This window comes from Xenorhabdus siamensis (assembly GCF_037996745.1).
Taxonomy (GTDB): domain Bacteria; phylum Pseudomonadota; class Gammaproteobacteria; order Enterobacterales; family Enterobacteriaceae; genus Xenorhabdus; species Xenorhabdus indica.
The window spans coordinates 228438-253487 of the sequence record NZ_JBBMXE010000010.1 but is presented as its reverse complement, the minus strand read 5'-3'; the positions used below and the strand labels follow the sequence as shown (position 1 = coordinate 253487).

Here is a 25050-nt window from a genome sequence, read left to right as displayed (position 1 = left end):
ATAGGAATATAATTATCCTTCATTATATATTTCTAAACTCTCAATTTCGCTCTGTCCGCGTAATTTCATAGCATCATCCTTACGCAGATTTTCCAGATAATCGAGATAAATCTGGTCAATGTCTTTTGTGACATAGATACCATCAAAAACTGAACATTCAAATCTTTCAATATCTGGATTTTCTTCACGCACCGCAGTGATCAGATCAGTGAGATCTTGGTATACCAACGCATCAGCACCAATGAGCTGGCGAATTTCATTGATTTCCCTGCCGTGAGCAATTAATTCATTAGCATTGGGCATGTCGATCCCATACACATTCGGGAAACGAACTTCAGGCGCAGCCGAAGCAAAATAGACTTTCTTAGCACCCGCTTCACGCGCCAACTCCACAATTTGTTCTGAAGTCGTACCACGTACAATAGAATCATCGACCAACAATACATTTTTACCCCGGAATTCCGCACGATTGGCATTCAGTTTACGCCGAACTGACTTTCGGCGCTCCTGCTGACCGGGCATAATAAAAGTGCGTCCGACATAACGGTTTTTAACAAATCCCTGACGGTAAGGTTTATCCAGAATATGGGCAATCTCCAGTGCCACATCACAAGATGTTTCAGGAACAGGGATCACAACATCTATCTGTAAGTCTTCCCATTCACGGGCAATTTTTTCACCCAGTTTCCTACCCATACGTAACCGTGCGTTATAGACAGAAATTTTGTCAATAAAGGAGTCAGGACGGGCAAAATAAACAAATTCGAACAGACAAGGTGTTAATGAAGGATTTTCTGCACACTGGCGAGTAAATAATTGCCCCTGCTCAGTGATATAAATTGCTTCGCCAGAAGCGACATCCCGTAGGAACTCAAACCCTAAGGTATCGAGTGCCACACTTTCTGATGCCACCATATATTCATTGCGTCCATCGGCCAGTGTGCGTTTCCCCAACACCAGAGGCCGGATACCGTTTGGATCACGGAAAGCTACCAGACCATGCCCAATAATCATAGCAACACAGGCATAAGCACCACGAATTCTCCGGTGCATTGCCGCTACTGCCGCGAAGATATTATCTGGCTCTAATGGGAAATGCGGGAATTTAGTTAATTCATCAGCAAAAACATTCAGCAGGATTTCAGAATCAGAAGTGGTATTAACATGGCGACGGGCATTTTCAAACAGGATTTTTTTCAATTCATGAGAGTTTGTCAGATTGCCATTATGTGCCAACGTGATACCAAAAGGAGAATTCACATAGAAAGGTTGTGCTTCAGAAGCGCTGGAACTACCCGCTGTTGGGTAACGGACATGCCCTATTCCAATTGTCCCCTGTAAACGTAACATGTGTCGTGTTTCAAACACATCTTTAACCAAGCCATTGGCCTTACGTAAACGGAACTCATTGTTACCATCAATAGTCGCAATACCTGCTGCATCCTGTCCACGGTGCTGAAGCACCGTTAATGCATCATAAATCGACTGGTTAACCGATGTAAAACCAACGATACCAACAATACCGCACATGTAGTCTTTCCTCATCAGTCAGGCGGAGAGGATTATTTCTCCGGTAGGAAACTCGACGCATTTTGCAGGTAGTCAAAAAACCACCTGATAATTTGACTGAACTGTGGGATCAGTTGTGACTGCTGCCAGTCCGTACTTTGGGGAAGTGGTGTAAAAGAATCCGCAATAAATAGAATGGCAGAAACAATTAACACACCACGCAATGCCCCAAAACAGATCCCCAGAACCCGATCTGTACCTGATAAGCCTGTTCGCTGAACAAGTGAACCAATGACATAGTTTACTACTGCGCCAACGATCAATGTTGCAATAAATAAGATAGCAATCGCTACGCCATTACGCACCAACTCATCTTCAAGGCGAGTGAAATAAACCGCCAGATAAGTATAAAAGTGACTTGCAACAAAGAAAGCACATCCCCAAGTCATCAGAGAAAGTGCTTCACGAACAAAACCGCGAATCAAGCTAACCAGTGCAGAGAAACCAATAATGGCAATAATCGTATAATCAATCCAGACCATATTTTAATCCAAAATAGGCTCCCGACACTCAGGCCGGGCGCATTCTAACAGAAAACGAAAACGTTTGCGTAGCAGATTTATCGCTGTACTAAAAATAATTAAGGAATCGTCATCCTAACCTTTATCAGCGCTAAAATCAGGCTATTGATCTTTCACGGGCGATTTTAGCTTCGCATGAAAGATCCCTTTTTTAGGGTTTATAATTTTTGATTTGCCCCTGCAAACCCGTTAACTCTTTCAATTCAGGTAAAACAAATGCCAAAGCCTGCTTTGAGGCGTTAGGCCCGACATAAATCCGGGTCAATTGCCCCTGTACCGGAGAAGAAGGGATAGTATAAACCTGATGCCCCGACAAACGCAGCCTGGATACTATCTCATTTACCTTATCTGCATTTTTTAACGCACCAAGCTGGACAACATAGGCTACTGCTTGTGGTGCCTGCTCTACAGGTTGAGACTTCGCTTCTGGCCTGCTGGCAGGCTTAACCTGTGGCCTGACTTCTGGCTTAGTTTCCACTTTCTGCATAGAGGGAGATTCAGGCCTTGTCGGCTTGGGATCTTGAGTGATTGTAACAGGAGTTGAAACCAGTGGCGCAGATTCCGACGATGATGAACCAGACAACATGTCTGTTTCTGGCTGTTGCTCCTGAGCTTGTGTCTGCATCGCCTCAGCTGCACCTTCCGGTGGTGTAGATGGCATACTTTGAGTCAGTGGCGGAATAGAATCAATATTCTCTTCATCACCAGGCTTAGGCACTAATGGAATAGAAGCGAATTTTTCCTCATTGTATTTCTTATCGCCGTCAAACAGCATCGGCAGCACGATGACACTCAGTGCCACAAGAACGATGGTTCCGACTAAACGATTTTGAAACTTACTTGCCACGTCCCTTCATCTCCTCCAATGATTCCATAACATGAGCAACAGTATGGAAAGAGCCACAAACCACAATGATATCTTGTTCTGATGCGTCTTCCATGGCTTGATCCCATGCCTGCTCGACTTCCGTGAATGTCCGGGCTCCGGAAAGATGTTCAGCCAGCATCTGTGCTTCTGCCCCCCGAAGTTCATGTAATGATGCACAATACCATTCGTCAATTTGCCGGGAAAGACAGGCAAGCGTCCCCGTAATATCTTTGTCTTGCAGCATACCGACAACACCCCGTATTTTGCTGTCCGGTGAACGGGGTAATTCAGCCAGTTTTTGTGTCAGATAATCGGCCGCATGGGGATTGTGCGCCACATCCAGAATAACCAGTGGGTTTTCTCTGATGATTTGGAAACGTCCCGCCAATTGGGCTCGTTTTAAGCCTTCATGCAGTGCGCGTTCATCAATTGCCTGACTGATTTTATCATTCTGCTGTAACAAACAGTGAATCACGCCCATTGCCGTTGCTGCGTTAGCCAATGGCAGATTAGGCATAGGTAACGAATTAAATTGTTGGGTCGCTGTTCGCCAGTGCCAGCTTTCTTTATCTTGATCTTGTGAAAAGTCCCAATCGGCACCACGGCGGAACAAATTCGCACCCAGTTCATCGGCCACTGCCGCAATGGAGTGAGGCATATCAGGTTCACCGACGACAGCAAAGTGATCACGACGGAAAATACCGGCTTTCTCACGCCCGATATGCTCGCGATCTGCTCCGAGCCAGTCCGTATGATCCAACGCAATACTGGTGATCGCCGCAACATCAGCATCCACAATATTAGTCGCATCCAAACGGCCGCCTAAGCCTACTTCGAGGATCACAATATCAAGGTCAGCTTCTTTGAAAAGCTGCAATGCTGCCAATGTACCGTATTCAAAATAGGTTAAGGAAATATCACCACGCTGAGATTCAATATCCGCAAAGACACGGCAAAAATCCTGCTCTGTCGGTTCATTCCCCTGAATACGTACCCGTTCGGTATAACGCACCAAATGCGGTGAGCTGTACACCCCCACTTTCAGGCCAGCAGCCAGAAAAATGGATTCAAGGGTATGACAGGTTGTGCCTTTTCCATTCGTGCCGGACACCGTAATGACTTTTGGTGCCGGATGTAATAGATCCAACTGCCTGGCGAGTGTTCCTACACGTTCAAGCCCCATATCGATAGCTTTCGAGTGCAGATTTCCAAGATAGGAAAGCCACGTCATTAGTGACGACGTGGCTTGAGGAGTTTGTAAAGTATCAGACATCTTCTTTATTAGGATTGATGTTTGTGTCAACTTCGACGTCAGCAGATTCAGCAACAATTTCTGTCACTTCTGTTTTCGTACCGGGTTGTGGCTGATGAGTCAGCATTGCAAGCAGGTTAGCGATTTTTTCCCGCATTTCCGGGCGACGTACGATCATATCAATTGCTCCTTTTTCCAGCAGAAACTCACTGCGCTGGAAACCTTCTGGCAATTTTTCACGTACGGTTTGTTCAATAACCCGTGGGCCTGCAAAACCGATCAGTGCCTTAGGCTCTGCAATATTGATGTCACCTAGCATCCCCATACTGGCGGTCACCCCCCCCATTGTCGGGTTAGTCAGAACACAGATATAAGGTAAACCCCGATCCTGCATTTTCGCCAACGCAGCACTGGTTTTTGCCATCTGCATCAGCGACATCAGCGCTTCCTGCATACGTGCCCCACCACTGGAAGCAAAGCAGACAAATGGGCAGTTGTCTTCCAACGCCTGTTCAACTGCGCGAACAAAACGTGCTCCCACAACTGACCCCATTGAACCTCCCATAAAGTTAAACTCAAATGCACCAGCCACCACTGGCATATCGTGTAGTGTACCTTTCATCACGATCAGGGCATCTTTTTCCTGAGTTTGCTTCTGGGCCGCAGCCAAACGATCTTTGTATTTTTTAATGTCGCGGAATTTCAGGATATCTTTAGGCTCCAATTCACTGCCTAACTCTGTCGTGCTTTCTTCATCCAGAAATGCCTGCAAACGCTGACGGGCAGAAATTCGCATATGGTGGTCACATTTCGGACACACTTCCAGATTACGCTCTAACTCAGCGCGGTAAAGTACCTGACTGCAACTGTCGCATTTTGTCCAAACTCCTTCAGGAATACTAGCCTTACGAGTTTGCATTATTTTGCTTTTATTTAGAATTTTTTCAATCCAGCTCATTAATGAACCTTTCCGTCTAATTCTGGCATATACTTTTAACAATGTATGCTCGGTATACTTGAGTATCTGCCAGCTTATGTTTTACGTGCCATTAAACCACAATGCTATAACAGTGTGGACAAAAAACTGCTCAAACCTGTTTGATGGTTATCTAATTATTATCTACCACTTTTTTCGATGCGGCACGGCGATGACGCCAAATTTCAATAACCCCAGGCAGAATAGAAATAAAGATAATTGCAACAATCAATAGTTTCAGATTCTTCTGAACAACCGGCATATCACCGAATAAATAACCAGCATAAGTGAACAATAATACCCATACAAACGCGCCAATGACATTATAAGCAGCAAAATGGCGATAAGACATTTTCCCCATCCCGGCAACAAATGGCGCAAATGTTCGGATGATTGGCACAAATCGCGCCAGAATTATTGCTTTTCCACCATGCTTTTCATAAAACTGATGGGTTTTATCCAGATAGCTACGGCGAAAAATCTTGGAATCCGGGTTATTAAACAATTTCTCACCAAAAATTCGCCCAATAGTATAGTTTATGGCATCACCGATAATAGCCGCAATGATGATCAACGCCACCATAATATGCACGTTAAGATCGTTAGAATCTAATGCCGATAGTGCTCCCGCTACAAATAGCAGAGAATCTCCCGGCAAGAATGGTGTAACCACCAGCCCAGTCTCGCAAAATACGATTAAAAATAAGATGCCGTATACCCAATAACCATAATCAGCAACCAATTCGGCCAAGTAGGCATCAATATGTAAAATAAAATCGACAATGAACTTCGCGAAATCAATAAAATGAGTAAACAACTCCATAATATTCCTCGTTATGCTCAAACATCCCTGTCATCATTCGAAAATATCAGATTAATTCATCGGCCAAAAACAAGGGCCCCATAACAGGCTCAGGCAAGTCAAAATGGACAGGATAATCTACTGCAACTAAATACAGCCCTTCAGCTTTAGCTGTTGCGGCTGCTTTTGTCCGGTCTTTCAGTGCCAGCAATTCAGCCATCCATTGGATGCCCTGATTACCACAACCAATTTCCAACAAGCTGCCAACAATATTGCGCACCATATGATGAACAAAAGCATTGGCCTTGATATCAACAACCACATAATGCCCATGACGACTGACATTAATATGCATCAGATTACGCCACGGCGAATTGGACTGACACTGAACTGCCCTGAAAGAAGTGAAGTCATTCTCTCCCAACAGACATTGTGCCGCTTCATGCATTTTTCTCTCATCCAGCGGATAATGAAAATGCGTGACACCTTTCGCCAGTACCGCAGGACGGTAACGATGGTTGAAAATAACATACCGATACCGGCGTGCCGTTGCACTGAAACGGGCATGAAATTCATCATCTACCGTTTTTACCCAACGTACTGCAATATCCGGCGGCAAATGAGTATTAACTCCCATTGTCCATGCTGCATCTTTACGTTGTGCTAATGTTTCAAAATGCACTACCTGCCCGGTTGCGTGAACACCTGCATCCGTTCTGCCCGCACAGAAAACAGAAATAGGTTCATCTGCCACTTTTGACAGTGCTTTTTCCAAACATTCCTGTACACTTCTGACCTCTTGCTGACGCTGCCAACCATAATAGCGGCTGCCGTCATATTCAATCCCCAGTGCAATTTTCACTTTTTTTGCTTCTGGTACAGACTGATTCAGTTCTGTAGCAGACATCAGTAAAATTGCTCCTGCATCAGTTTTTCTGCGATTTCAACCGCCATCAGAGCACCGCCAAAGCGGATATTATCGGCAACAGACCAGAACTGTAACATCTCCGGCATTCCGTAATCATTACGCAAACAACCGATACTCAACCCATCAGTACCTGATGCATCTGTAACCTGAGTTGGATAATCGCCCTCTTCCGAGAGCTGAATTTCTTCAAGACGTTCAAATTCTCCACGCGCTTCTTCTACACCAACCGGACGCAATGTTTCCAGATTAACCATCTGAGCAATACCGTAAAACACGGAAGATTGAACACAACTCACTGAAACAGGCAAACTTTCATCCTGCAATATCCGGCGGATCTGATCGACGATACGACGCTCTTCGCGCACTGTGCCTTCAGCATCAGGCAATAAAGGTAGTAGATTAAACGCCAACTGCTTATTGAAACATCCTTCATCGGGCGGAATACCATTCAATAAACGAGCACTTTGCCCTGCCAACTCTTCAATGGCAGCTTTACCATGTACGGAAACAGGCAATATATTGGTTAACTGTAAACGTGCAATACCCGCAGCATTAATTAACGGTTTGATAGCTGTCAGCACCTGACTTGTAGCACTATCGGCAACCGCAATAATGTTACGGTTACGATATTCAGCTAAAGCATACGGGTTCACTGTCGGGACAACCAACGGAACATCCGGTTCTGCTGCAAACAACCCACTACTGTCAATGACCAGACAACCTGCTTCTGTTGCTTTTGTAATATATTGTGCTGTCACTTCCATACCCACAGCAAAAAATGCGAGCTGTACCTGTGACCAATCAAAATCTGCGGCATCATGAACAGTGATATTTTTACCGTTAATACGTTGGATTTTCCCGATACTTTGCTCACTGGCAAGAAGATGCAGTTCACCAACCGGAAACTGGCGTTCCTGCAATAACGCCAATATCGCTTCACCTACTGCGCCTGTTGCACCCAAGAGCGCAATATTCCAACCTTCTGACATGTTGGTTTTCTCCACTTCTTTTTTATTCCACTGCTTTTTTATTTTGGTAGCAGGCAAAAACTTCTGCCTGCATTAAATCACTTTTGCGTTAAATCAATTTAGCGTTAAACCCAATTCTGGACAGTAATTGAGCACTGCTTTCTGAATCACAATGCACGGTCAGGGAAGACCACTCTCGACGTTCAGGATAATTTTTTCGCAACTGGTCAAAAGCACCCTCCTGCCCGGCTACTTGACGTAATGGTGTATCATCACGGCGCACATCATACACTAAATGCATCAAGCGCTTCAGGATGCTTTGTGCCACTTCGCCATGAACCGTGATATGGCTGAAATCAGACTCAGGCAACAACTCAGATAATTCTGTCTTCTGTGATTTCCCCAGGAATTCACAATACGCCTCAAAAACCTGAGTTGTGCCACGAGCCTTACCTTCCAGAGTATATCCCGCGATATGCGGTGTACCGATATCAATCAAGTTAAGCAAAGGTAATGAAAGGTTAGGCTCTGGTTCCCAGACATCAAGTACGACACGTAATTTTTTTCCGTTTTGCAGCACTGATAACAATGCTTGGTTATCAACCACTTCACCACGGCTGGCATTAATTAAAATTCGGTTGTCCGGCAGAGCAGAAAGTAATTTTGCATCTGCTAAATGATAAGTTTGATAAGGGCCTGATGTGTTAAGCGGCGTATGGAACGTCAGAATATCTGCTTCCCTGATCAGCTTTTCCAAAGGCCAAAATTCGCCTTCATCTCCCCGATCGGCACGAGGTGGATCACACAACAAGGTTTTCACGCCCAAAGCAGCCAGTCGGTCAGCCAGACGTCCCCCGACATTACCGACACCAACAATGCCGACAATTTTATCTTTCAGTTGAAACTGATCTTGTTCTGCCAATACCATCAATGCAGAAAAGACATATTCAACCACAGCAATTGCATTACATCCGGGAGCAGCGGAGAAACCGATGCCTGCCTGCTCCAACCATTGCTGATCAACATGATCCATTCCGGCAGTAGCAGTACCGATAAATTTCACCGGACTACCTTTTAGCAAGGACTCATTAACTTTAGTGACAGAGCGAACCATAAAGGCATCTGCATGTTCCAAAACCCCCTCAGGCACAGGGCGGCCCGGAATTGCTTGAACTTCCCCTAATTGCGTAAAGAGCTGTTCAGCATAGGGCATATTTTCATCGACTAAAATTTTCACTTTTCTCATCCAACGGCTTAAATGGGCGTGATCCAATATTCTGCCATTTAATCGGCATAATACCTAATTCCGCTTTTTCTTTTGAGTTGCTTCTTTGTTAAAAGTCACGCGAAATCTATTGCTCATTGTTACACTAAGTACACGATATTCTGATACACACGATTTAACTCAATGAAGAATCTATTATTTCCCCTTATTGCTATACTAATTTGGTCAATTAACGCCGTGGTCAGTAAAGCCGCTGCCACTTCAATTGAACCTGCTGCTATCGCTTTCTATCGCTGGTTCATCGCTTTTTTGGCTTTAACTCCTTTTATCTTATTACCCGTACTAAAACAGTGGAAAATGCTTACCCGATATTGGTGGAAGTTATTGATCCTCGGCTCCCTCGGTATGGTTCTTAATCAAAGTCTAGTTTACTACGCTGCTCATACTGTCAGTGCAACACTGATAGGGATCTTTACTTCGTTGATCCCATTGTTGACTGTCATACTCAGTATTTTTGTCCTGCGAGTTGCCCCGACAGTTGGAATTATGCTCGGCACAGCTTTTTCCCTGTTTGGCCTTATATGGTTAGTTGGCAAAGGAGAACCTGCTTCTCTGTTACAACACGGATTAGGGTCAGGGGATATAATGATGTTTATTGCATCAGCAGCCTACGCTCTGTACGGCGTTCTGACCAAACGCTGGGCAATTTCATTACCGAATTGGCAATCACTCTATGTACAGATCGGATTTGGAGTCTTATTACTTTTGCCTAACTTCATGATGACAGAAGATATCCGGTTAACCAGCAATAATATTTCTCTTGTGCTGTTTGCAGGTATTCCGGCTTCAATTATTGCACCTTATCTGTGGATACAAGGGGTTATTCGCCTTGGAGCTAATATGACCTCAATCTTTATGAACCTTGCTCCGGTTTTCACCGCAATTATTGCCATCGCGGTACTCCATGAGGAAATGTCTAGCTATCATCTGATTGGTGGGGGTATTGTGCTGGCTGGTGTAATTCTTGCTCAACAATTACGTATCCCAATAACTCGTCAGAAAACTTAAATAGCATTTTGTCAACAATACTTTTACCAATTATCGCCCAATGTTTCACTGGGCGATAATTGAAAATAGTTATCATGATAAAATAGCTTCTAACATGACTAAAGAAAATAAACCAGGTATTGAATATCTAAATTAATTTTATACAATTTATATAAGAATCTCATGTTAACTGATTATTTTATTTTCACTTGATTATTTACTATAAAATATCCTCCGAATTGGGTATACTTCCCACGCGCTGCATTACGGGGATCTTTTATCATTTCATTCTTATTATCCGTTTTTCTGACTGACATTTTCCCCGGTTTATGAGCCCAAATATGAGAGCGTTCGTGCTTATTATTTAAAACCAATCGATACCAATGGTAGTCCCAGTCATCTGCATAATCATCAGTAGCAAAAAGGGCTACAACATGGTTCGGATAGTATTTTTCATCTTTATAATCATCCAACATAATTAATCCATCTGAAATTGCACCATCTATACCAATCTAACTTGAAGATGCCGGTTTCAAAATCTGGAAATTATCATTCAATCGACAAGCGAGTTCACCCGCTTTTTCCGCGTTAATGCTCGGATATTCACGAATAATAGTCTCTTCAATACACTGTAAATTAAGGGCGCCCATGATGTTGAGTCGGGTACGGCTGCCTGTAGTTTCAATCATTTTGACGTGCTTTACCCCTGATTTTATCCAGCCATAGCTTAATTTTGTAGACTGTGAGGGATGCACAGCATCAATAAACAGAATCGGCTCATTCTGACCGAATTCGTCTTTCAGGGCGTGGTAGGCCTCAATAAATTGTTGCTGTTTATCCGCATCAAATTTATGAGGAACCCCTTTCGGCTTCTTGTAACTGAACCCTTGACGGTGAAGCCATTTGGTCATCCCGGCCACGGTAAACGAAACCTGCCAGCGTGCCTGGACATAGGCCACAATGTGTGCGGTAGTATGCATCAGATTCACCGTCAAATAATCCACCAGTTCAGCGGTTTGCCGGGCAGACAGATGGCTTTCAGAACCGCCATTTTCAGGGGCGAGTTTTTCCTGACTGAAATAATCTTTCAGATGACGACTGACAGTGCTTTCATGAATACGTAAGGCCTGAGCAATCATCTGAGCAGTCCAGCCCTCGGAAGCCAAAAGAACCGCTTTGATGCGGTCGCGAACGCGTCCATCACGCGTTGTATCATGCATCAGTTCGAGGGCGTGTTTTTGGTCTGGTGTCAGATGAATTTTCATGGTTGCAAGCATGATCTGATTCGGATAAGAAATCAAGCATCTTCAATGATGATTGGTATATAACAACTTTCATAGTACGTTCTTGTAAAAGTTTCTCGGTATTCCCTCCCGGTTGAGAATAATTCCTACCTGCATAATTACAGGCGTAAGAATAACAGTTATATAATTTCTGCTTTTCGGGTGTATTCCAGAAAGTTGTATTGAACAAACCCGCCTGTACAGCAATCAATTTACCCGTTTTCGGACTCAAAATATTTACTGTATAGAGCTCATCATTATTTACATCGTGTAAAGTATGTCTTTTTTCACTATGCAGATCTTCATCTGGATCGTCTCCCTCAGAACAATCAGAAGCATCTGGCTGAAGGTTAATTATATCCTGAAATATCAAATCCTTAAAGTTACCGCTTTGGTTAGAGGACTCCATTAAAGTGAAGCCAAGATATCTACTTTGATAAAGATCGGGCGCTCTTCCATCACATATATAAAAAGAATTAGTCAATCCATAACTATGTGCGATTGTCTGCTCAGTGCCATCAATTTCGACTAAAAAACCAGAGAATCCAAGTTTTCCACAAGTGTCTCCAAAGTTAATTCCCTTAATATTATCCCTGAATAATCCCAGTAACCATCTTGAGTTCATTTCATAATCGAGATCATAGTAATACCAGTAATAATCTTCCAGTCCAGAAAAAGTCAATAATGTTACTTTAATCATTCTAATCCCCATATATAATTTTAGTATGGATATTGTTATTTTCAATAAATACAAACAATTAGAAAAACATTTATAATCTATAAATTTATTTTTGTTAATATCAAAATTATTTAGATAAATATCTAAAACAAACATATTTCTACTATTTCTTTTAAAATTGTTTTATATTCTGAAAATACTCCAAGTATACAAAGTCACTTTTAGTAATCATATATATGTTTATATTGCATCACATTATATTTTAATAAATCTAATGAATCATAAAAGTTAACTCTTTTCACTTTCAATATCTATTACATAACTTCAAAAAATCTTGAGGAATTTAAAAAAATTAACATCTTTCAAATTAAGTGATTAAAGTCACATCTAGACACTTTTTTTCTGTTAATAGAATATTTCAGTTCTATAAATAATAATGCACCGGAAATTTATAAAATTGTTTCCATCACTGGTGCTATGTGAGGAATAAAAAATGAAAATACTCAAAATATTATTCACTACTGTTGGTCTACTTTTCTGTACCAATACCTTTGCTGTCAGTGCTCCTGACAGAACTGAATGTATTGCCCCTGCTAAACCCGGTGGTGGCTTTGATTTAACCTGCAAGTTAGTTCAAGTCTCATTCCTGGATACCAAAGCTATTGATTCACCTATGCGGGTGACATTTATGCCCGGAGGCGTTGGAGCCGTTGCCTATAATGCTATTGTTGCTCAACGGCCTGCCGAACCTGGCACTATTGTCGCTTTTTCCGGTGGCTCTCTGTTAAATCTTGCTCAAGGAAAATTCGGACGCTATAACGTAAATGATGTGCGCTGGCTGGCCAGTGTTGGTACTGATTATGGTATGATTGCTGTGCGCAAAGACTCTCATTACAAATCATTAAAAGATCTCATTGATACATTCCAAAAAGATCCTACCAGCATCGTATTTGGCGCTGGAGCTTCCATTGGTGGTCAGGACTGGATGAAAACGGCCTTACTGGCAAAACAAGCTAATGTTGATCCGCGCAAAATGCGCTATGTCGCCTTTGAAGGTGGTGGTGAAGCAATCACAGCTCTGATGGGTAAGCATATTCAGGTTTTCTCTGGAGATATCAGTGAAACCCTACCTTATCTGACGAGTGATAAGCTACGTGTTCTTGCTGTCTATGCCGATAAAAGGCTTGACGGTGCTTTGGCGAATATTCCGACAGCCAAAGAGCAAGGCTACAACATCGTATGGCCAGTTATTCGTGGTTTTTACATGGGTCCCAAAGTCTCTGATGAACAATATCAATGGTGGGTAGATACATTCAACAAATTACAACAAACAGATGAATTTAAAAAACAACGCGAACTACGTGGCCTATTTGAATTCAATATGACAGGTAAAGAGTTGGATGATTATGTGCAAAAACAAGTTACCCAATACCATGAGATGGCTAAATCCTTTGGTTTAGCAAAATAACAGGAATAGCCATCATGAGCGATCGTATCTTTGCTGCTATCTGGTTAGTCCTGTGTGGAATAGGGTTGGTCATTGGCTGGGGTATTCATAGTGAATACAGCTATGAACCTCTGGGGCCACGGCCATTCCCGCTTGCCATTATCTCATTAATGGCACTATGCGCACTATTACTGCTATTCAAAAAAACTGAATTAACCCATTGGCCTGTACCACAAGTTCTGCGCCGCTTATTACTGCTGATAGTTTCACTGATCTTTTATGCAGGAACATTTGAGTGGTTAGGCTTTCCTCTGGCGACAACGTTATTGACCATCAGCATCGCATTGCTGTTTAACGCCTCACTTCTCGCTGCAATCATTTCTGGTGTGAGCTTAGGTATATCACTCTTTTTTGTGTTTGATCGCCTGTTAGATGTTACGCTACCCATTGGTAGTCTGTTCAGGTAAGGAGAATAAAATGGATACTTGGATATACCTGACACAAGGTTTTGAAGTCGCATTAATCCCTAAGAATCTGATTATCGCATTAATAGGCTGCTTTATTGGTACAGTTGTTGGTTTACTCCCCGGTCTGGGCCCAATAAATGGTGTTGCCATTTTATTGCCGTTAGCTTTTGCCTTGAAATTACCCGCAGAATCCGCCTTAATTTTGTTGGCAACGGTCTATATTGGTTGTGAATATGGAGGTCGAATATCTTCAATTCTGCTGAATGTTCCAGGAGATGCCGCCGCAATTATGACCGCTCTTGATGGATACCCAATGGCAAAACAGGGGCAAGCTGGTGTTGCATTATCTATCTCAGCAATCAGCTCATTTTGTGGTTCACTTTTAGCTATTGTTGGTATCATTTTGTTTGCTCCTCTTCTGGCCAAATGGTCTTTGGCTTTCGGGCCTGCTGAATATTTTGCCCTGATGGTTTTTGCGATTGCCTGTCTTGGCAGCATGATGAGCCAGAATCCTGTTAAATCTCTATTGGCTGCTTTGATCGGGTTAGGATTAGCTACGGTAGGAGTCGATGCTAATACTGGGATTTATCGCTTCACGTTTGATAATGTCCATCTTTCTGATGGGATTCAGTTTATTGTCGTTGTGATCGGTCTGTTCTCTATCAGTGAAATTCTGCTGATGCTTGAAAACACTTCCACTGGACAAAAAGTAATAAGTAAAACCGGGCGATTACTGTTTAACAAAAAAGAAGTTCAAACCTGTACCGGGCCAATATTACGCTCCTCAATTATTGGTTTCTTTGTTGGTATCCTACCCGGTGCCGGAGCAACGATTGCCAGCGCAATCACATACATGACAGAAAAACGGCTTAGTGGAAACAGCGATTCATTTGGTAAAGGTGATATCCGTGGTGTGGCAGCACCTGAAGCTGCCAACAATGCCTCAGCATGTGGTTCATTCATTCCTATGCTTACTCTGGGCGTCCCCGGCTCAGGTACTACAGCCGTAATGATAGGTGCACTGACGCTCTATAACATCACACCGGGGCCTGCTATGTTTACGGAGCAACCGGATATAGTCTGGGGGTTGATTGCTGCCCTACTTATCGCCAATATTCTTTTACTCATCATGAATATTCCGATGATTGGGTTATTTACCCGTATGTTGAGTATCCCTCTGTGGTTCTTAGTACCGGCCATAGCCACTGTTTCAGCAGTCGGAGTTTATGCTGTACACAGTACGACATTCGATCTGATGTTGATGGTTGGTCTGGGGGTGTTCGGTTATATTCTTAGGAAAATGCACTTTCCAATGTCACCGCTTATTTTAGGGTTTGTATTAGGTGAAATGCTGGAACAAAATTTGAGACGGGCACTTTCAATCAGTAACGGCAATTTCGATATTTTGTGGAGTAGTACCATTGCTCAATCTTTGTTGGGCTTAGCTGTGTTGGTTATTATCGTCCCACCTATCTTGCGGATAGTTCATAAAAAACGTAAGAGAAATGAGAAGATTTACAGCCAATCCACATAGTTGGTGAATTGGCTTTTATGTAGGCCAGTAAAACTTTTCAGTTTTGGAAAATCAGTTCAGATATTTGCGCATTACCAGAGAGGCATTTGTACCGCCGAACCCGAAGCTATTAGACATCACCGTCTTTAGTTCGCGTTCGGTAGGTTCAGTAATAATATCCATGCCAAGCGCTTTTTCATCCAGCTCTTCGATATTAATACTTGGTGCAATAATTCCATGCTCCAACATCAATAAACTGTAAATCGCTTCCTGAGCACCAGCCGCCCCCAAAGAATGCCCGGTCATCGCTTTAGTTGCTGAAATGGCCGGTGTCTTGTCACCAAATACTTCTCTAATCGCTTCCAGCTCTTTCAAATCCCCAACAGGTGTTGATGTACCATGAGTATTAATATAATCCACTTCGCCTTCAATACCATCCAGAGCCATCTTCATACAACGCACAGCCCCTTCACCTGAAGGTGCAACCATGTCCAAACCATCTGAATTCGCTCCGTAGCCAATAACCTCAGCATATATATGTGCGCCACGAGCCAATGCATGTTCTAATTCTTCAATAACGACAATACCGCCACCACCAGCAATAACAAAGCCGTCACGGTTCCGATCATAAGTACGGGAAGCTCGATCTGGTGTTTCATTATATTTGGTAGAGAGTGCTCCCATTGCATCAAATTCACAGGCCATTTCCCAGCTCACTTCTTCACCACCACCGGCAAAAATAACGTCCTGTTTACCAAGCTGGATTAATTCAACGGCATGACCAATACAGTGTGCAGAAGTCGAACAAGCAGAACTGATAGAGTAATTTACGCCTTTAATTTTGAACGGCGTTGCCAGACAAGCAGAAACACCGGAAGCCATTGTCCGTGTCACCATATAAGGCCCGACTCCCCGTAAGCCGCGGGCACGCATACCATCCGCACAGACAACCTGATTATGCGGAGAACCCCCTCCAGAGCCGACAACCAGCCCTGTGCGTAAATTAGAAACTTGCTCATCAGAAAGACCAGAATCTTTAATTGCCTCATCCATCGCCAGATAAGCATAAACAGAAGCATCACTCATAAAACGCTGTGTTTTACGGTCAATCAAACCTGTTGTATCCAGTTTGACATTCCCCCATACGTGACTGCGAAGTCCCATTTCTTTGAATTCTTCGGAAAAAGTGATCCCGGAACGGCCTTCTTTCAGAGATTTCAGCACCTCTTTCTGGTTATTACCAATACTAGATACAATGCCCAAACCAGTGATTACTGCTCGTTTCATTAATTACCTCATCAATATGTTTACCTGCGGGATTTCCTTTTCGCACTTTAGCGTACACTTGTACGCTGAACAAGTCCGATCAGGATAAAAATCATGAACAATTGATCATAAGTGGTGTAACAGCACTAAGACCGTTAAAATCTCCGTTATTCTTCTCAACAATACAGGCCTTATTTTGAACAACAGTATTGTACAAAACAGTGCTATCAGTAGCGCAACCCTAAGCTGGAATGAACAGGGTACACCTATTTCTGAGCAATTTGATGATGTTTATTTCTCAAATCAAGATGGGTTAGAAGAAACCATATATGTATTTTTACAAGGCAATCATTTTCCTCAACGTTTTAGCACACATTGCCGTTCTGACTGCGTTATTGCCGAAACCGGATTCGGCACCGGGTTAAATTTCCTTGCACTCTGGCAATCTTTTTCAGAGTTCAAACAGCAATATCCAGACGCTACGCTAAAAAGACTGCACTATATCAGTTTCGAAAAATACCCATTAAAAATTGCTGACCTGAAAAGTGCACATCAACGCTGGCCAGAGCTTCAGAAGTTTTCTGAAGAATTATGTCAGCAGTGGCCTTTACCACTTGCAGGTTGTCATCGGTTAATTCTGGATAATGGGGCTATTACTCTGGATCTCTGGTTTGGAGATGTAAATGAACTATTACCCAAGGTAAATTCCGGCCTGACAGGTAAAGTTGACGCGTGGTTTTTAGATGGTTTTGCTCCTGCAAAAAATCCACAAATGTGGAGCGAACAACTGTTCACTGCAATGGCAAAATTTTCTCGCCCGGAAGGAACATTTGCGACATTCACATCAGCAGGTTTAGTACGCCGTGGACTACAAGCAGCAGGCTTTACTGTCACAAAAGTCAAGGGATTCGGGCGTAAGAGAGAGATGCTGACAGGCGTTTTATCTCCTTCAGTTCACAACGCCAAAACGGATATGCCCTGGTTTGCCCGCCCTGGCACTGATCATACTGATGATATCGCAATCATTGGCGGAGGTATTGCCAGTGCATTTACTGCTCTTGCTTTACTGCGACGTGGTGCAAAAGTCACGCTATACTGCCAGGATACACAGCCGGCGCAAGGTGCATCAGGTAACCAACAAGGCGCGCTTTATCCTTTACTCACTGGTCGTCACGATCCATTAGAACGTTTCTTTACCTCAGCATTCACCTTTGCCCGGCGTCAATATGATGAACTGACTAATGAAAACGTGTTATTTGAGCATCAATGGTGTGGTGTTAGCCAAATAGCCTATGATGAAAAAAGTAACAACAAAATCGACAATATGCTGTACACAGCATGGCCGGAAGATATTGCTGCTGGAATGGGTCGTCAACAGTTGAGTCAAATCAGCGGACTAGATGTCAACTATCATGGTATCCATTATCCACAGGGAGGATGGTTATACCCGGCACAATTGACTGAAGAAATTATCAAACTTGCACAGCAGCGTGGTATGAGGACATATTTCAACCACGAAATAACACGACTGGTTCAGCATGAAAACGGTTGGCAACTACACATTGAACATCAGGGACAAACACAACTTAAAAACCACAAAGTGGTTATCATTGCCAATGGACATTGCCTGGCTCAATTTGAACAGACCGAAAAACTTCCTGTTACCGCAGTCCGAGGTCAAGTCAGCCATATCCCAACAACTAACCTGCTTAGCCAACTAAAAAGTGTGCTGTGTTACGATGGTTATATGACTCCCGTTAATCCCAAAAATCAGCATCACTGTATTGGTGCAAGTTATCAACGCGATCAATTAGATACTCAGTACTCTTCTGCCGAACAGCAGGAGAATCGTGACCGTCTCCTGAAGTGTCTCCCTGATGTTGATTGGGTAAAACAAGTTGACATTTCAGAGGATAAATCCCGTCAGGGGATACGATGTGTGATTCGGGATCATATGCCAATGGTCGGCAATGTACCTATTTTTAGTGAAATCATGGCAAAATACGCCGATTTACCTCAACAGATACAGTCCGGGAAAAAAATAGACGAATCACCTTGCTACCCTGATTTATTTGTTATTGGTGCATTAGGTTCACGAGGTTTGTGTTCTGCTCCTTTAAGTGCTGAATTACTTGCAGGGCAAATATTTAATGAAGCCTTACCACTTGATGATGAAACATTAGCGGCGTTGCACCCGAATCGCTTCTGGGTCAGAAAGCTGTTACGCGGTAAAAAAGTGAAAACAGAAAAGCCTTAATTTTTGGCATCCTCACCGCCCTAAGAGGCTATCGTGTAAAAGCTGAGGTTTTACGACACGCCGAATAAGCTTCAATTTGTATCAGGCATAACAAATCATGCCTGATGCCACTGAATTTGCATTAATTGAAACAATTAAAACTCAATTGTCGCTTTCTCATGCAATCACTAAGCGTTTCATTGCACAACGCTGAACTGCCGAAAAACCATATTTAATTTCATCTTGTAAAATCTGTTTCAATGCTTCACTCATCTGCTGAGGTTCTAAAATGGAAAATCCCAGTCGTTGATAAAAGGGAGCGTTCCAACTAACATGACGGAAAGTCGTTAAAGTCACAGACTGTAATTTACGCTGTTTAGCAACCTGAATCACTGTTTCTATTAACGCCTTACCTATTCCCTTTCTCTGCCAATCTCCATGCACAGACAGTTCAAAGATGTGCAGTCCATCATCCAAAGGTTTAACCAGAATAAAGCCTATCGGATGCCTCTTCCCCAAAGCTACCCAACTATTATCCTGAGCAATATAGTCCAAATGTTGTTGTTCCGTTTGTACATGACCACCAGCAATCCAGGCCAAATCAGGTATAAAACGAAACAACTGTGCAGCAGAATATTCAATTGCAGGTAATTGACTTACATCTGATGTTTGTGTTTGACGAATAGTAAACATGACTTATCCTGACAATTTATTTATTTGATGGTTATATTAATAATATTAAAATAAATACTCCACTAATAAATAAGAATTAAAAATACGTCAGTTTATTAATTCGAGAAGCTATTCAAAGCATAAATTTCATTGCTGCAATAATAATACCAGAAAAACCAAACATCATTGTTACCATCCACTTGGTCTGGGCCGCTATTTTATCTGAGACTTCCTTATGTATAGATAATATTTTACTATTCATAGATGATATTTCCTTATGTACAGATGACATTTCTTTATTTACAGATGTTATTTCATTATGAATAATTACCTTTACTGATTCAATATCAGCTTTTGTCGCATAATTGGATTTTATAACTTCCATATCTATTTTTAATTGTGAGACATCTGTTTTTAGCAGTAAGACATCTTCTTTTAACAATGAAACATCTGCTTTCAATAATGAAACATCTGTCTTTAACTGAGAAACATCTGTCTTTAACTGAGAAACGTCTGTCTTTAACTGAGAAACGTCTGTCTTTAACTGAGAAACGTCTGTCTTTAACTGAGAAACATCCGTTTTTAGATGAGAAACATCTAATTCCAGATTGTCAAAATTTTTTTCCAATTTGGATTCATATTTTGCCTTTCCCTCGATCTTGAAGCACTAAAATTTATCGATTCAGGTAACAAAAACATCTTATCACCAGTATAAAATCCATATCCACTTCGCACAGAGCGACTTCCCAATCCCATGACATTATCTCCTGAAATATCCTTTTCAACTCTGAACTTTCACAGATAATTCATTCTATTTTTTTATGAATTATCTGTTTATTTTCTATTTAGCTAATCGTATTTCATACGATTAAATTTTCTCTCCGATTAAGCTGATAGAAAATCTATATTTTCCCTTTATTGAGGCAATCCAGAAATTATTGGATATACAGCTAAAAAAATACCTAATTATTGACTAAACTATGACCTATACTTTACCATCATCAATTTTTTTTATCATCACGCGTTCTACTAATAACATAATTATTTTAATCACCTCAAGAAGAATAACATCACACAAGCTTTGATTTAAAAACCTTCTCAGTAATTCTGCTAACCACATTATCTTAATCTATATACACTATAAAAGGATCGGTAAAGGCTCATGCTTCTCAGTTTTATTATAGTTATTGTGAGCCATTGCGAACTTTTATGTAACCGAACATTGAGATTTACTTTATCTGCATAAAAAATAAGGGCTGCAAAACAGCCCTCAAGAAATAATTTTAGTGTCAATAGATCACATTTTCACACTATTCAGTAGTTTTGCTAATAGTTTTTGCCAGGTCGTTAAAACTAAAACTTGATCTGGAGGCGTTAATTCTCCCACCTTAATCGCTTTATGGATACTTTCTTCTACACGCTGGTGAAGCTGTTCAATAGTATTAGCGCCTTCTTGTTCCAATTCGGCAACAGCCAACGTCAGATGCCCGCGGAGGTATCCACCAGCAAATAATTCGTCATCACTGGCATATTCAACCATATCATCTATATATGCCAGAATGCGTGTTTCAAACTCTGCGAGCATTATTTTTCCTCAAAAATCAATTTAGTTAGCAAAAGGATCTTCCGGGTAAGGGAAATGTTCTGCTTTTAGTGGAGGCGTATTGTAAAACGATTGCAGCGCATGAATAAAGTATGCTGCACGCGTGGGTATTCCGTTTTCAAGATATGCCATGACTTGCGCATGAACTTTCCGCTGAAAAGCAAAACGATCCGGCTCAAAATCGCCGTCCAAATTATCGCAACTAATGTTGAAAAGAAAACCCGCAGCGACACAGAATAACCACTCTAATGCTTGTGGCTTAACTTCGACTTTCTCGAATTCCGCTTGAGTCTGAGCATCACGACCGTCAGGGCAATACCAGTAACCAAAATCAACCAATTCACGACGCTCTTTACCCGCAATACACCAATGCGAAATTTCGTGCAATCCACTGGCGTAAAAACCATGAGCAAACACAATCCGGTTATAAGCTACCTCTTCATCTGCGGGCAGATAAACTGGCTCATTATCACCTTTTATCAAACGAGTGTTATAGTCATCGCTAAAACAATTATCAAAAATTTCAATCAGTTGTTGATAGTGATATCCAGCCATGTATTAATACAATATCCTCAAATAAATATCCTAAAATCAAAAATAAAATGCCAGCCAGGAACGGAGGGTATCACCATGTTGATCATGGAGGAGCTTGATACTCATTATAAAAGAGATAGTCACCAGCATTGGACGGATTAACTTTTGCCCCCTGCTCAATACCAAACCCGCGCCTAAACGGGCACCAATCATCTGACCAATCAGCATGACAAAACCAAGCAGCCATAAAACCTGCCCGCCAAGAATAAAGAAACCTAATGCACCGAGATTAGCTGCACAGTTTAACACTTTTGCATGTGCTGTTGCCTTAGCCAGATTGTAACCACAGAGCATTACGTAAGAGAGTGCCAGAAAAGAACCTGTTCCCGGTCCAAATACACCGTCATAAAAACCTATCCCGCCTCCCGCAAGACAACCAAAAGCTATCGGCCCCAAACGACGTTGTCGATCTTCTGCACCAATATTAGGTACTAGCAGAAAGTAAAGGCCAATAATCATCACTAATATAGGCAAGACGTAACGCAATAAATCCGGTGATACAAACTGAACCAGCAATGCCCCCGACATACCGCCCAGTACAGCCATAGCAATGGAAAATCGCTGAGAGCGCAGGTTTACTATACCACGACGGATAAAATACAGGCTGGCAGATAGCGAACCACCTACAGACTGAAGTTTTCCTGTTGCTAATGCCTGAACCGGAGAAACACCTGCTGATAATAGAGCAGGAATCGTCAATAATCCGCCTCCACCTGCTATAGAATCGATAAAACCCGCAACCAGAGCAACCAAAAAAAGAAAACCATAAACTTCTGGACCCAGTAATGACCATTCCATTATTTATTTCACCAGAAAATGACTTATCTGTTCATCAGGAGATCTTTTGGTATCGTTCGACGCTTATATCTCAGAAAATATACCCTGAAAAATATAGCCCGAAAAAACTATTACCGATTTACCAGCTCGGAAGTATAGATGTTACATCTGCACACTGCGCTCGCTGACGCAACAAATGATCCATCAGTACAATCGCCATCATAGCCTCTGCAATAGGAACCGCCCGAATGCCAACACAAGGGTCGTGTCGACCGCGCGTCACCATTTCTACCTCTTCACCCTGACGATTAATAGTCTTACCCGATACCATAATGCTGGATGTCGGTTTCAGAGCAATGTGGGCGATAATTGGCTGGCTGCTGCTGATCCCCCCCAAAATGCCCCCCGCATGGTTACTGATAAAACCTTGTGAAGTGATTTCATCCCGATTTTCACTGCCACGTAAGTTAACAACGCCGAAACCATCACCAATTTCAACCCCTTTCACAGCATTAATGCTCATCAAAGCATGGGCAATATCTGCATCCAAACGATCAAAAACCGGCTCTCCCAATCCTGCGGGCACATTTTCAGCAACCACCGTCACCTTAGCACCAATGGAATCCCCCTCTTTTCTCAGAGCACGCAATAGCTCATCAAGTTGGGTTAGTTTACTTTCATCAGGGCAGAAAAACGGGTTCTGCTCAACGAGCGCCCAATCTTTCAATTCACAATGAATATTTCCCATCTGGGTCAAACAGGCACGGATACGGATTCCATACTTTTCAAACAAGTATTTTTTTGCAATCGCACCAGCAGCAACGCGCATTGCCGTTTCACGAGCAGATGAACGGCCACCACCACGATAATCACGCACTCCATATTTTTGTTCATAGGTGTAATCTGCATGACCGGGGCGAAAAACGTCTTTAATCGCACGGTAATCTTGTGAACGTTGATCGGTGTTTTCAATTAATAAACCAATACTGGTTCCTGTTGTCACTCCTTCAAAAACGCCAGAAAGAATTCGTACCTGATCAGGTTCACGGCGCTGTGTCGTGTAGCGGGAGGTTCCCGGACGACGTCTGTCCAAATCGATTTGCAAATCGGCTTCTGTAATGGCAATACCCGGCGGAACACCATCAACAATACACCCCAATGCAACCCCGTGAGATTCACCAAATGTAGTGATACGGAAAAACTGCCCAATACTGTTTCCTGCCATTCCTATCCTGCCATTATTTCTTATGCGTTAAAGATGTGTGTTAATGATTTGATATTGGCCAACAATAACCTAACCAATGGTTAAAGCCTAATTGATTTCATCAACTCTATTTAAATTAAATTAATGAAAAAACGCTTTAACCATTAGCATAATGACAAAATATTAGTCTTTAAATAGACGAAAATGTTCGTGATATTCAGTCAATTGTTTGCGTGTCAGCATAAAAACACCATCACCACCATGCTCAAACGCCAACCATGTGAATGGCACATCAGGGTATTGTTCGATCAAATGAACCATGCTGTTACCCACTTCACATATCAACACCCCTTCTTCGGTGAGGAAATCCGATGCTGTGGCAAGAATACGACGGGCCAGATCTAATCCATCACATCCTGCTGCCAGCCCCAACTCTGGTTCACGATGGAATTCATCCGGCAGATCGCTCATATCCTCCTCATCTACATAAGGCGGATTGGTAACAATCAGATCGTATTTCATCGGAGGCATATCACGGAATAAATCTGACTGAATCGGTATGACGCGGTGTAAAAGCCCATGATTTTCAATATTGTGCTCAGTAACGGCCAAAGCATCAGCAGAAATATCAACCGCATCAACTTCCGCTTCAGGGAAGGCATGAGCACAAGCAATTGCAATACAGCCACTTCCTGTGCACAAATCAAGAATGGCCGAAGGCGCCTGTGGGAGCAATCCGGCAAACTGATTGTTAATCAACTCACCAATTGGCGAACGTGGCACCAAAACCCGCTCATCAACATAAAATTCATGCCCACAGAACCATGCCCGGTTAGTCAAATAAGCAACAGGAATACGCTCGTTGATACGGCGCAAAACACGTTCAACAATACGATGGCGCTCTGTGGTTGTCAGGCGGGCTATCATCATATTTTCTGGGATATCCAGAGGCAGGTACAATGTTGGAAGAACCAATTGCAAAGCCTCATCCCACGGGTTATCCGTTCCATGACCATAATAGATGTTGGCTGCACTGAAACGGCTGGTTGTCCAGCGCAGCATATCCTGAATGGTATGCAGCTCTGCAACAGCTTCATCTACGAAAATCTTATCCACAAGTACCTCTAAACCATAAAAATGTCATTAGTGCGTT

Annotated in this window: 24 protein-coding genes and 1 pseudogene; 5 read left to right on the top strand and 20 right to left on the bottom strand. The window is 42.5% G+C overall.

What is annotated here, in order from left to right:
- Positions 1-12: 12 nt before the first annotated feature.
- The 9 genes from purF to pdxB form a co-directional block, all read right to left on the bottom strand.
- Complete coding sequence (gene purF / locus AAC852_RS11635; protein ID WP_340621164.1) at positions 13-1530, bottom strand: amidophosphoribosyltransferase; 1518 nt, start codon at positions 1528-1530, stop codon at positions 13-15.
- Positions 1531-1562: 32 nt separating this feature from the next.
- Positions 1563-2051: a colicin V production protein gene (gene cvpA / locus AAC852_RS11630; protein ID WP_340621163.1), complete on the bottom strand. Its 489-nt coding sequence runs from the start codon at positions 2049-2051 to the stop codon at positions 1563-1565.
- A gap of 190 nt (positions 2052-2241) precedes the next feature.
- Positions 2242-2937 carry a cell division protein DedD gene (gene dedD, locus AAC852_RS11625; protein WP_340621162.1) on the bottom strand — a complete coding sequence of 232 codons (696 nt, stop codon included), beginning with the start codon at positions 2935-2937 and terminating at the stop codon, positions 2242-2244.
- Positions 2927-4231, bottom strand: a complete 1305-nt coding sequence (gene folC / locus AAC852_RS11620) for a bifunctional tetrahydrofolate synthase/dihydrofolate synthase (RefSeq protein WP_340621161.1) — start codon at positions 4229-4231, stop codon at positions 2927-2929. The genes dedD and folC overlap by 11 nt, the downstream gene beginning before the upstream one ends.
- On the bottom strand, positions 4224-5168 hold the full coding sequence (accD, locus tag AAC852_RS11615; RefSeq protein ID WP_340621160.1) for an acetyl-CoA carboxylase, carboxyltransferase subunit beta: 945 nt from the start codon (positions 5166-5168) through the stop codon (positions 4224-4226). Before accD ends, folC begins: the two co-directional genes overlap by 8 nt.
- A 151-nt stretch (positions 5169-5319) precedes the next feature.
- Positions 5320-6009, bottom strand: coding sequence for a DedA family protein (locus AAC852_RS11610; protein ID WP_422824288.1), 690 nt, complete (start codon positions 6007-6009; stop codon positions 5320-5322).
- Between the two features lie 46 nt (positions 6010-6055).
- Positions 6056-6895 (bottom strand): tRNA pseudouridine(38-40) synthase TruA, encoded by an 840-nt coding sequence (truA, locus tag AAC852_RS11605; protein ID WP_340621159.1) that lies wholly within the window; start codon positions 6893-6895, stop codon positions 6056-6058.
- Positions 6895-7905, bottom strand: a complete 1011-nt coding sequence (locus tag AAC852_RS11600) for an aspartate-semialdehyde dehydrogenase (RefSeq protein ID WP_340621199.1) — start codon at positions 7903-7905, stop codon at positions 6895-6897. The genes truA and AAC852_RS11600 overlap by 1 nt, the downstream gene beginning before the upstream one ends.
- 88 nt (positions 7906-7993) lie before the next feature.
- The gene (pdxB, locus tag AAC852_RS11595) at positions 7994-9121 is read right to left on the bottom strand and encodes a 4-phosphoerythronate dehydrogenase PdxB (protein WP_340621158.1); all 1128 of its coding nucleotides are present in this window, start codon (positions 9119-9121) and stop codon (positions 7994-7996) included.
- A gap of 171 nt (positions 9122-9292) precedes the next feature.
- Between pdxB and AAC852_RS11590 the strand changes: the two genes are divergently transcribed.
- Positions 9293-10177: a DMT family transporter gene (locus tag AAC852_RS11590; protein ID WP_340621157.1), complete on the top strand. Its 885-nt coding sequence runs from the start codon at positions 9293-9295 to the stop codon at positions 10175-10177.
- A gap of 173 nt (positions 10178-10350) precedes the next feature.
- Here AAC852_RS11590 and AAC852_RS11585 read toward each other — a convergent pair whose 3' ends face one another.
- The 3 genes and pseudogenes from AAC852_RS11585 to AAC852_RS11575 form a co-directional block, all read right to left on the bottom strand.
- Positions 10351-10632 (bottom strand): hypothetical protein, encoded by a 282-nt coding sequence (locus AAC852_RS11585; protein ID WP_340621156.1) that lies wholly within the window; start codon positions 10630-10632, stop codon positions 10351-10353.
- Positions 10633-10737: 105 nt separating this feature from the next.
- Positions 10738-11421 (bottom strand): annotated as a pseudogene (locus tag AAC852_RS11580) (IS630 family transposase); the annotation flags it as partial.
- On the bottom strand, positions 11369-12274 hold the full coding sequence (locus AAC852_RS11575; RefSeq protein ID WP_340621155.1) for a hypothetical protein: 906 nt from the start codon (positions 12272-12274) through the stop codon (positions 11369-11371). The gene AAC852_RS11575 and the pseudogene AAC852_RS11580, both read right to left, overlap by 53 nt.
- Before the next feature lie 337 nt (positions 12275-12611).
- Here AAC852_RS11575 and AAC852_RS11570 point away from each other — a divergent pair, with 337 nt between their 5' ends.
- The 3 genes from AAC852_RS11570 to AAC852_RS11560 are packed head-to-tail and all read left to right on the top strand — an operon-like array spanning position 12612 to position 15566.
- Positions 12612-13586, top strand: a complete 975-nt coding sequence (locus AAC852_RS11570; RefSeq protein ID WP_340621154.1) for a Bug family tripartite tricarboxylate transporter substrate binding protein — start codon at positions 12612-12614, stop codon at positions 13584-13586.
- Between the two features lie 14 nt (positions 13587-13600).
- Positions 13601-14032: a tripartite tricarboxylate transporter TctB family protein gene (locus AAC852_RS11565; RefSeq protein ID WP_340621153.1), complete on the top strand. Its 432-nt coding sequence runs from the start codon at positions 13601-13603 to the stop codon at positions 14030-14032.
- A 10-nt stretch (positions 14033-14042) separates the two neighbouring features.
- Entirely contained in the window at positions 14043-15566 is a 1524-nt protein-coding gene (locus AAC852_RS11560; RefSeq protein ID WP_340621152.1) for a tripartite tricarboxylate transporter permease, read from the top strand.
- 51 nt (positions 15567-15617) lie between these two features.
- On the opposite strand, the gene fabB is transcribed toward AAC852_RS11560, so the two are convergent.
- Positions 15618-16832 (bottom strand): beta-ketoacyl-ACP synthase I, encoded by a 1215-nt coding sequence (fabB, locus tag AAC852_RS11555; RefSeq protein WP_340621151.1) that lies wholly within the window; start codon positions 16830-16832, stop codon positions 15618-15620.
- A gap of 175 nt (positions 16833-17007) precedes the next feature.
- Between fabB and mnmC the strand changes: the two genes are divergently transcribed.
- A complete protein-coding gene (gene mnmC, locus AAC852_RS11550; protein ID WP_340621150.1) occupies positions 17008-19068 on the top strand; it encodes a bifunctional tRNA (5-methylaminomethyl-2-thiouridine)(34)-methyltransferase MnmC2/FAD-dependent 5-carboxymethylaminomethyl-2-thiouridine(34) oxidoreductase MnmC1 in 2061 nt (686 codons plus the stop codon).
- Positions 19069-19224: 156 nt separating this feature from the next.
- Here the strand turns inward: mnmC and AAC852_RS11545 are convergent, their stop codons facing one another.
- The 7 genes from AAC852_RS11545 to prmB all read right to left on the bottom strand — a co-directional run bounded on the left by AAC852_RS11545 (position 19225) and on the right by prmB (position 25013).
- Positions 19225-19740 (bottom strand): GNAT family N-acetyltransferase, encoded by a 516-nt coding sequence (locus tag AAC852_RS11545; protein ID WP_340621149.1) that lies wholly within the window; start codon positions 19738-19740, stop codon positions 19225-19227.
- A gap of 112 nt (positions 19741-19852) precedes the next feature.
- Positions 19853-20347, bottom strand: coding sequence for a hypothetical protein (locus AAC852_RS11540; protein ID WP_340621148.1), 495 nt, complete (start codon positions 20345-20347; stop codon positions 19853-19855).
- 669 nt (positions 20348-21016) lie between these two features.
- The gene (locus tag AAC852_RS11535; RefSeq protein ID WP_340621147.1) at positions 21017-21304 is read right to left on the bottom strand and encodes a YfcL family protein; all 288 of its coding nucleotides are present in this window, start codon (positions 21302-21304) and stop codon (positions 21017-21019) included.
- A 21-nt stretch (positions 21305-21325) separates the two neighbouring features.
- Positions 21326-21877 (bottom strand): elongation factor P hydroxylase, encoded by a 552-nt coding sequence (locus AAC852_RS11530; RefSeq protein WP_340621146.1) that lies wholly within the window; start codon positions 21875-21877, stop codon positions 21326-21328.
- Between the two features lie 36 nt (positions 21878-21913).
- Complete coding sequence (locus AAC852_RS11525) at positions 21914-22714, bottom strand: sulfite exporter TauE/SafE family protein (RefSeq protein WP_340621145.1); 801 nt, start codon at positions 22712-22714, stop codon at positions 21914-21916.
- A gap of 118 nt (positions 22715-22832) precedes the next feature.
- Positions 22833-23918: a chorismate synthase gene (gene aroC / locus AAC852_RS11520; protein WP_340621144.1), complete on the bottom strand. Its 1086-nt coding sequence runs from the start codon at positions 23916-23918 to the stop codon at positions 22833-22835.
- Between the two features lie 162 nt (positions 23919-24080).
- Positions 24081-25013 carry a 50S ribosomal protein L3 N(5)-glutamine methyltransferase gene (prmB, locus tag AAC852_RS11515; RefSeq protein WP_340621143.1) on the bottom strand — a complete coding sequence of 311 codons (933 nt, stop codon included), beginning with the start codon at positions 25011-25013 and terminating at the stop codon, positions 24081-24083.
- Between the last annotated feature and the right edge of the window lie 37 nt (positions 25014-25050).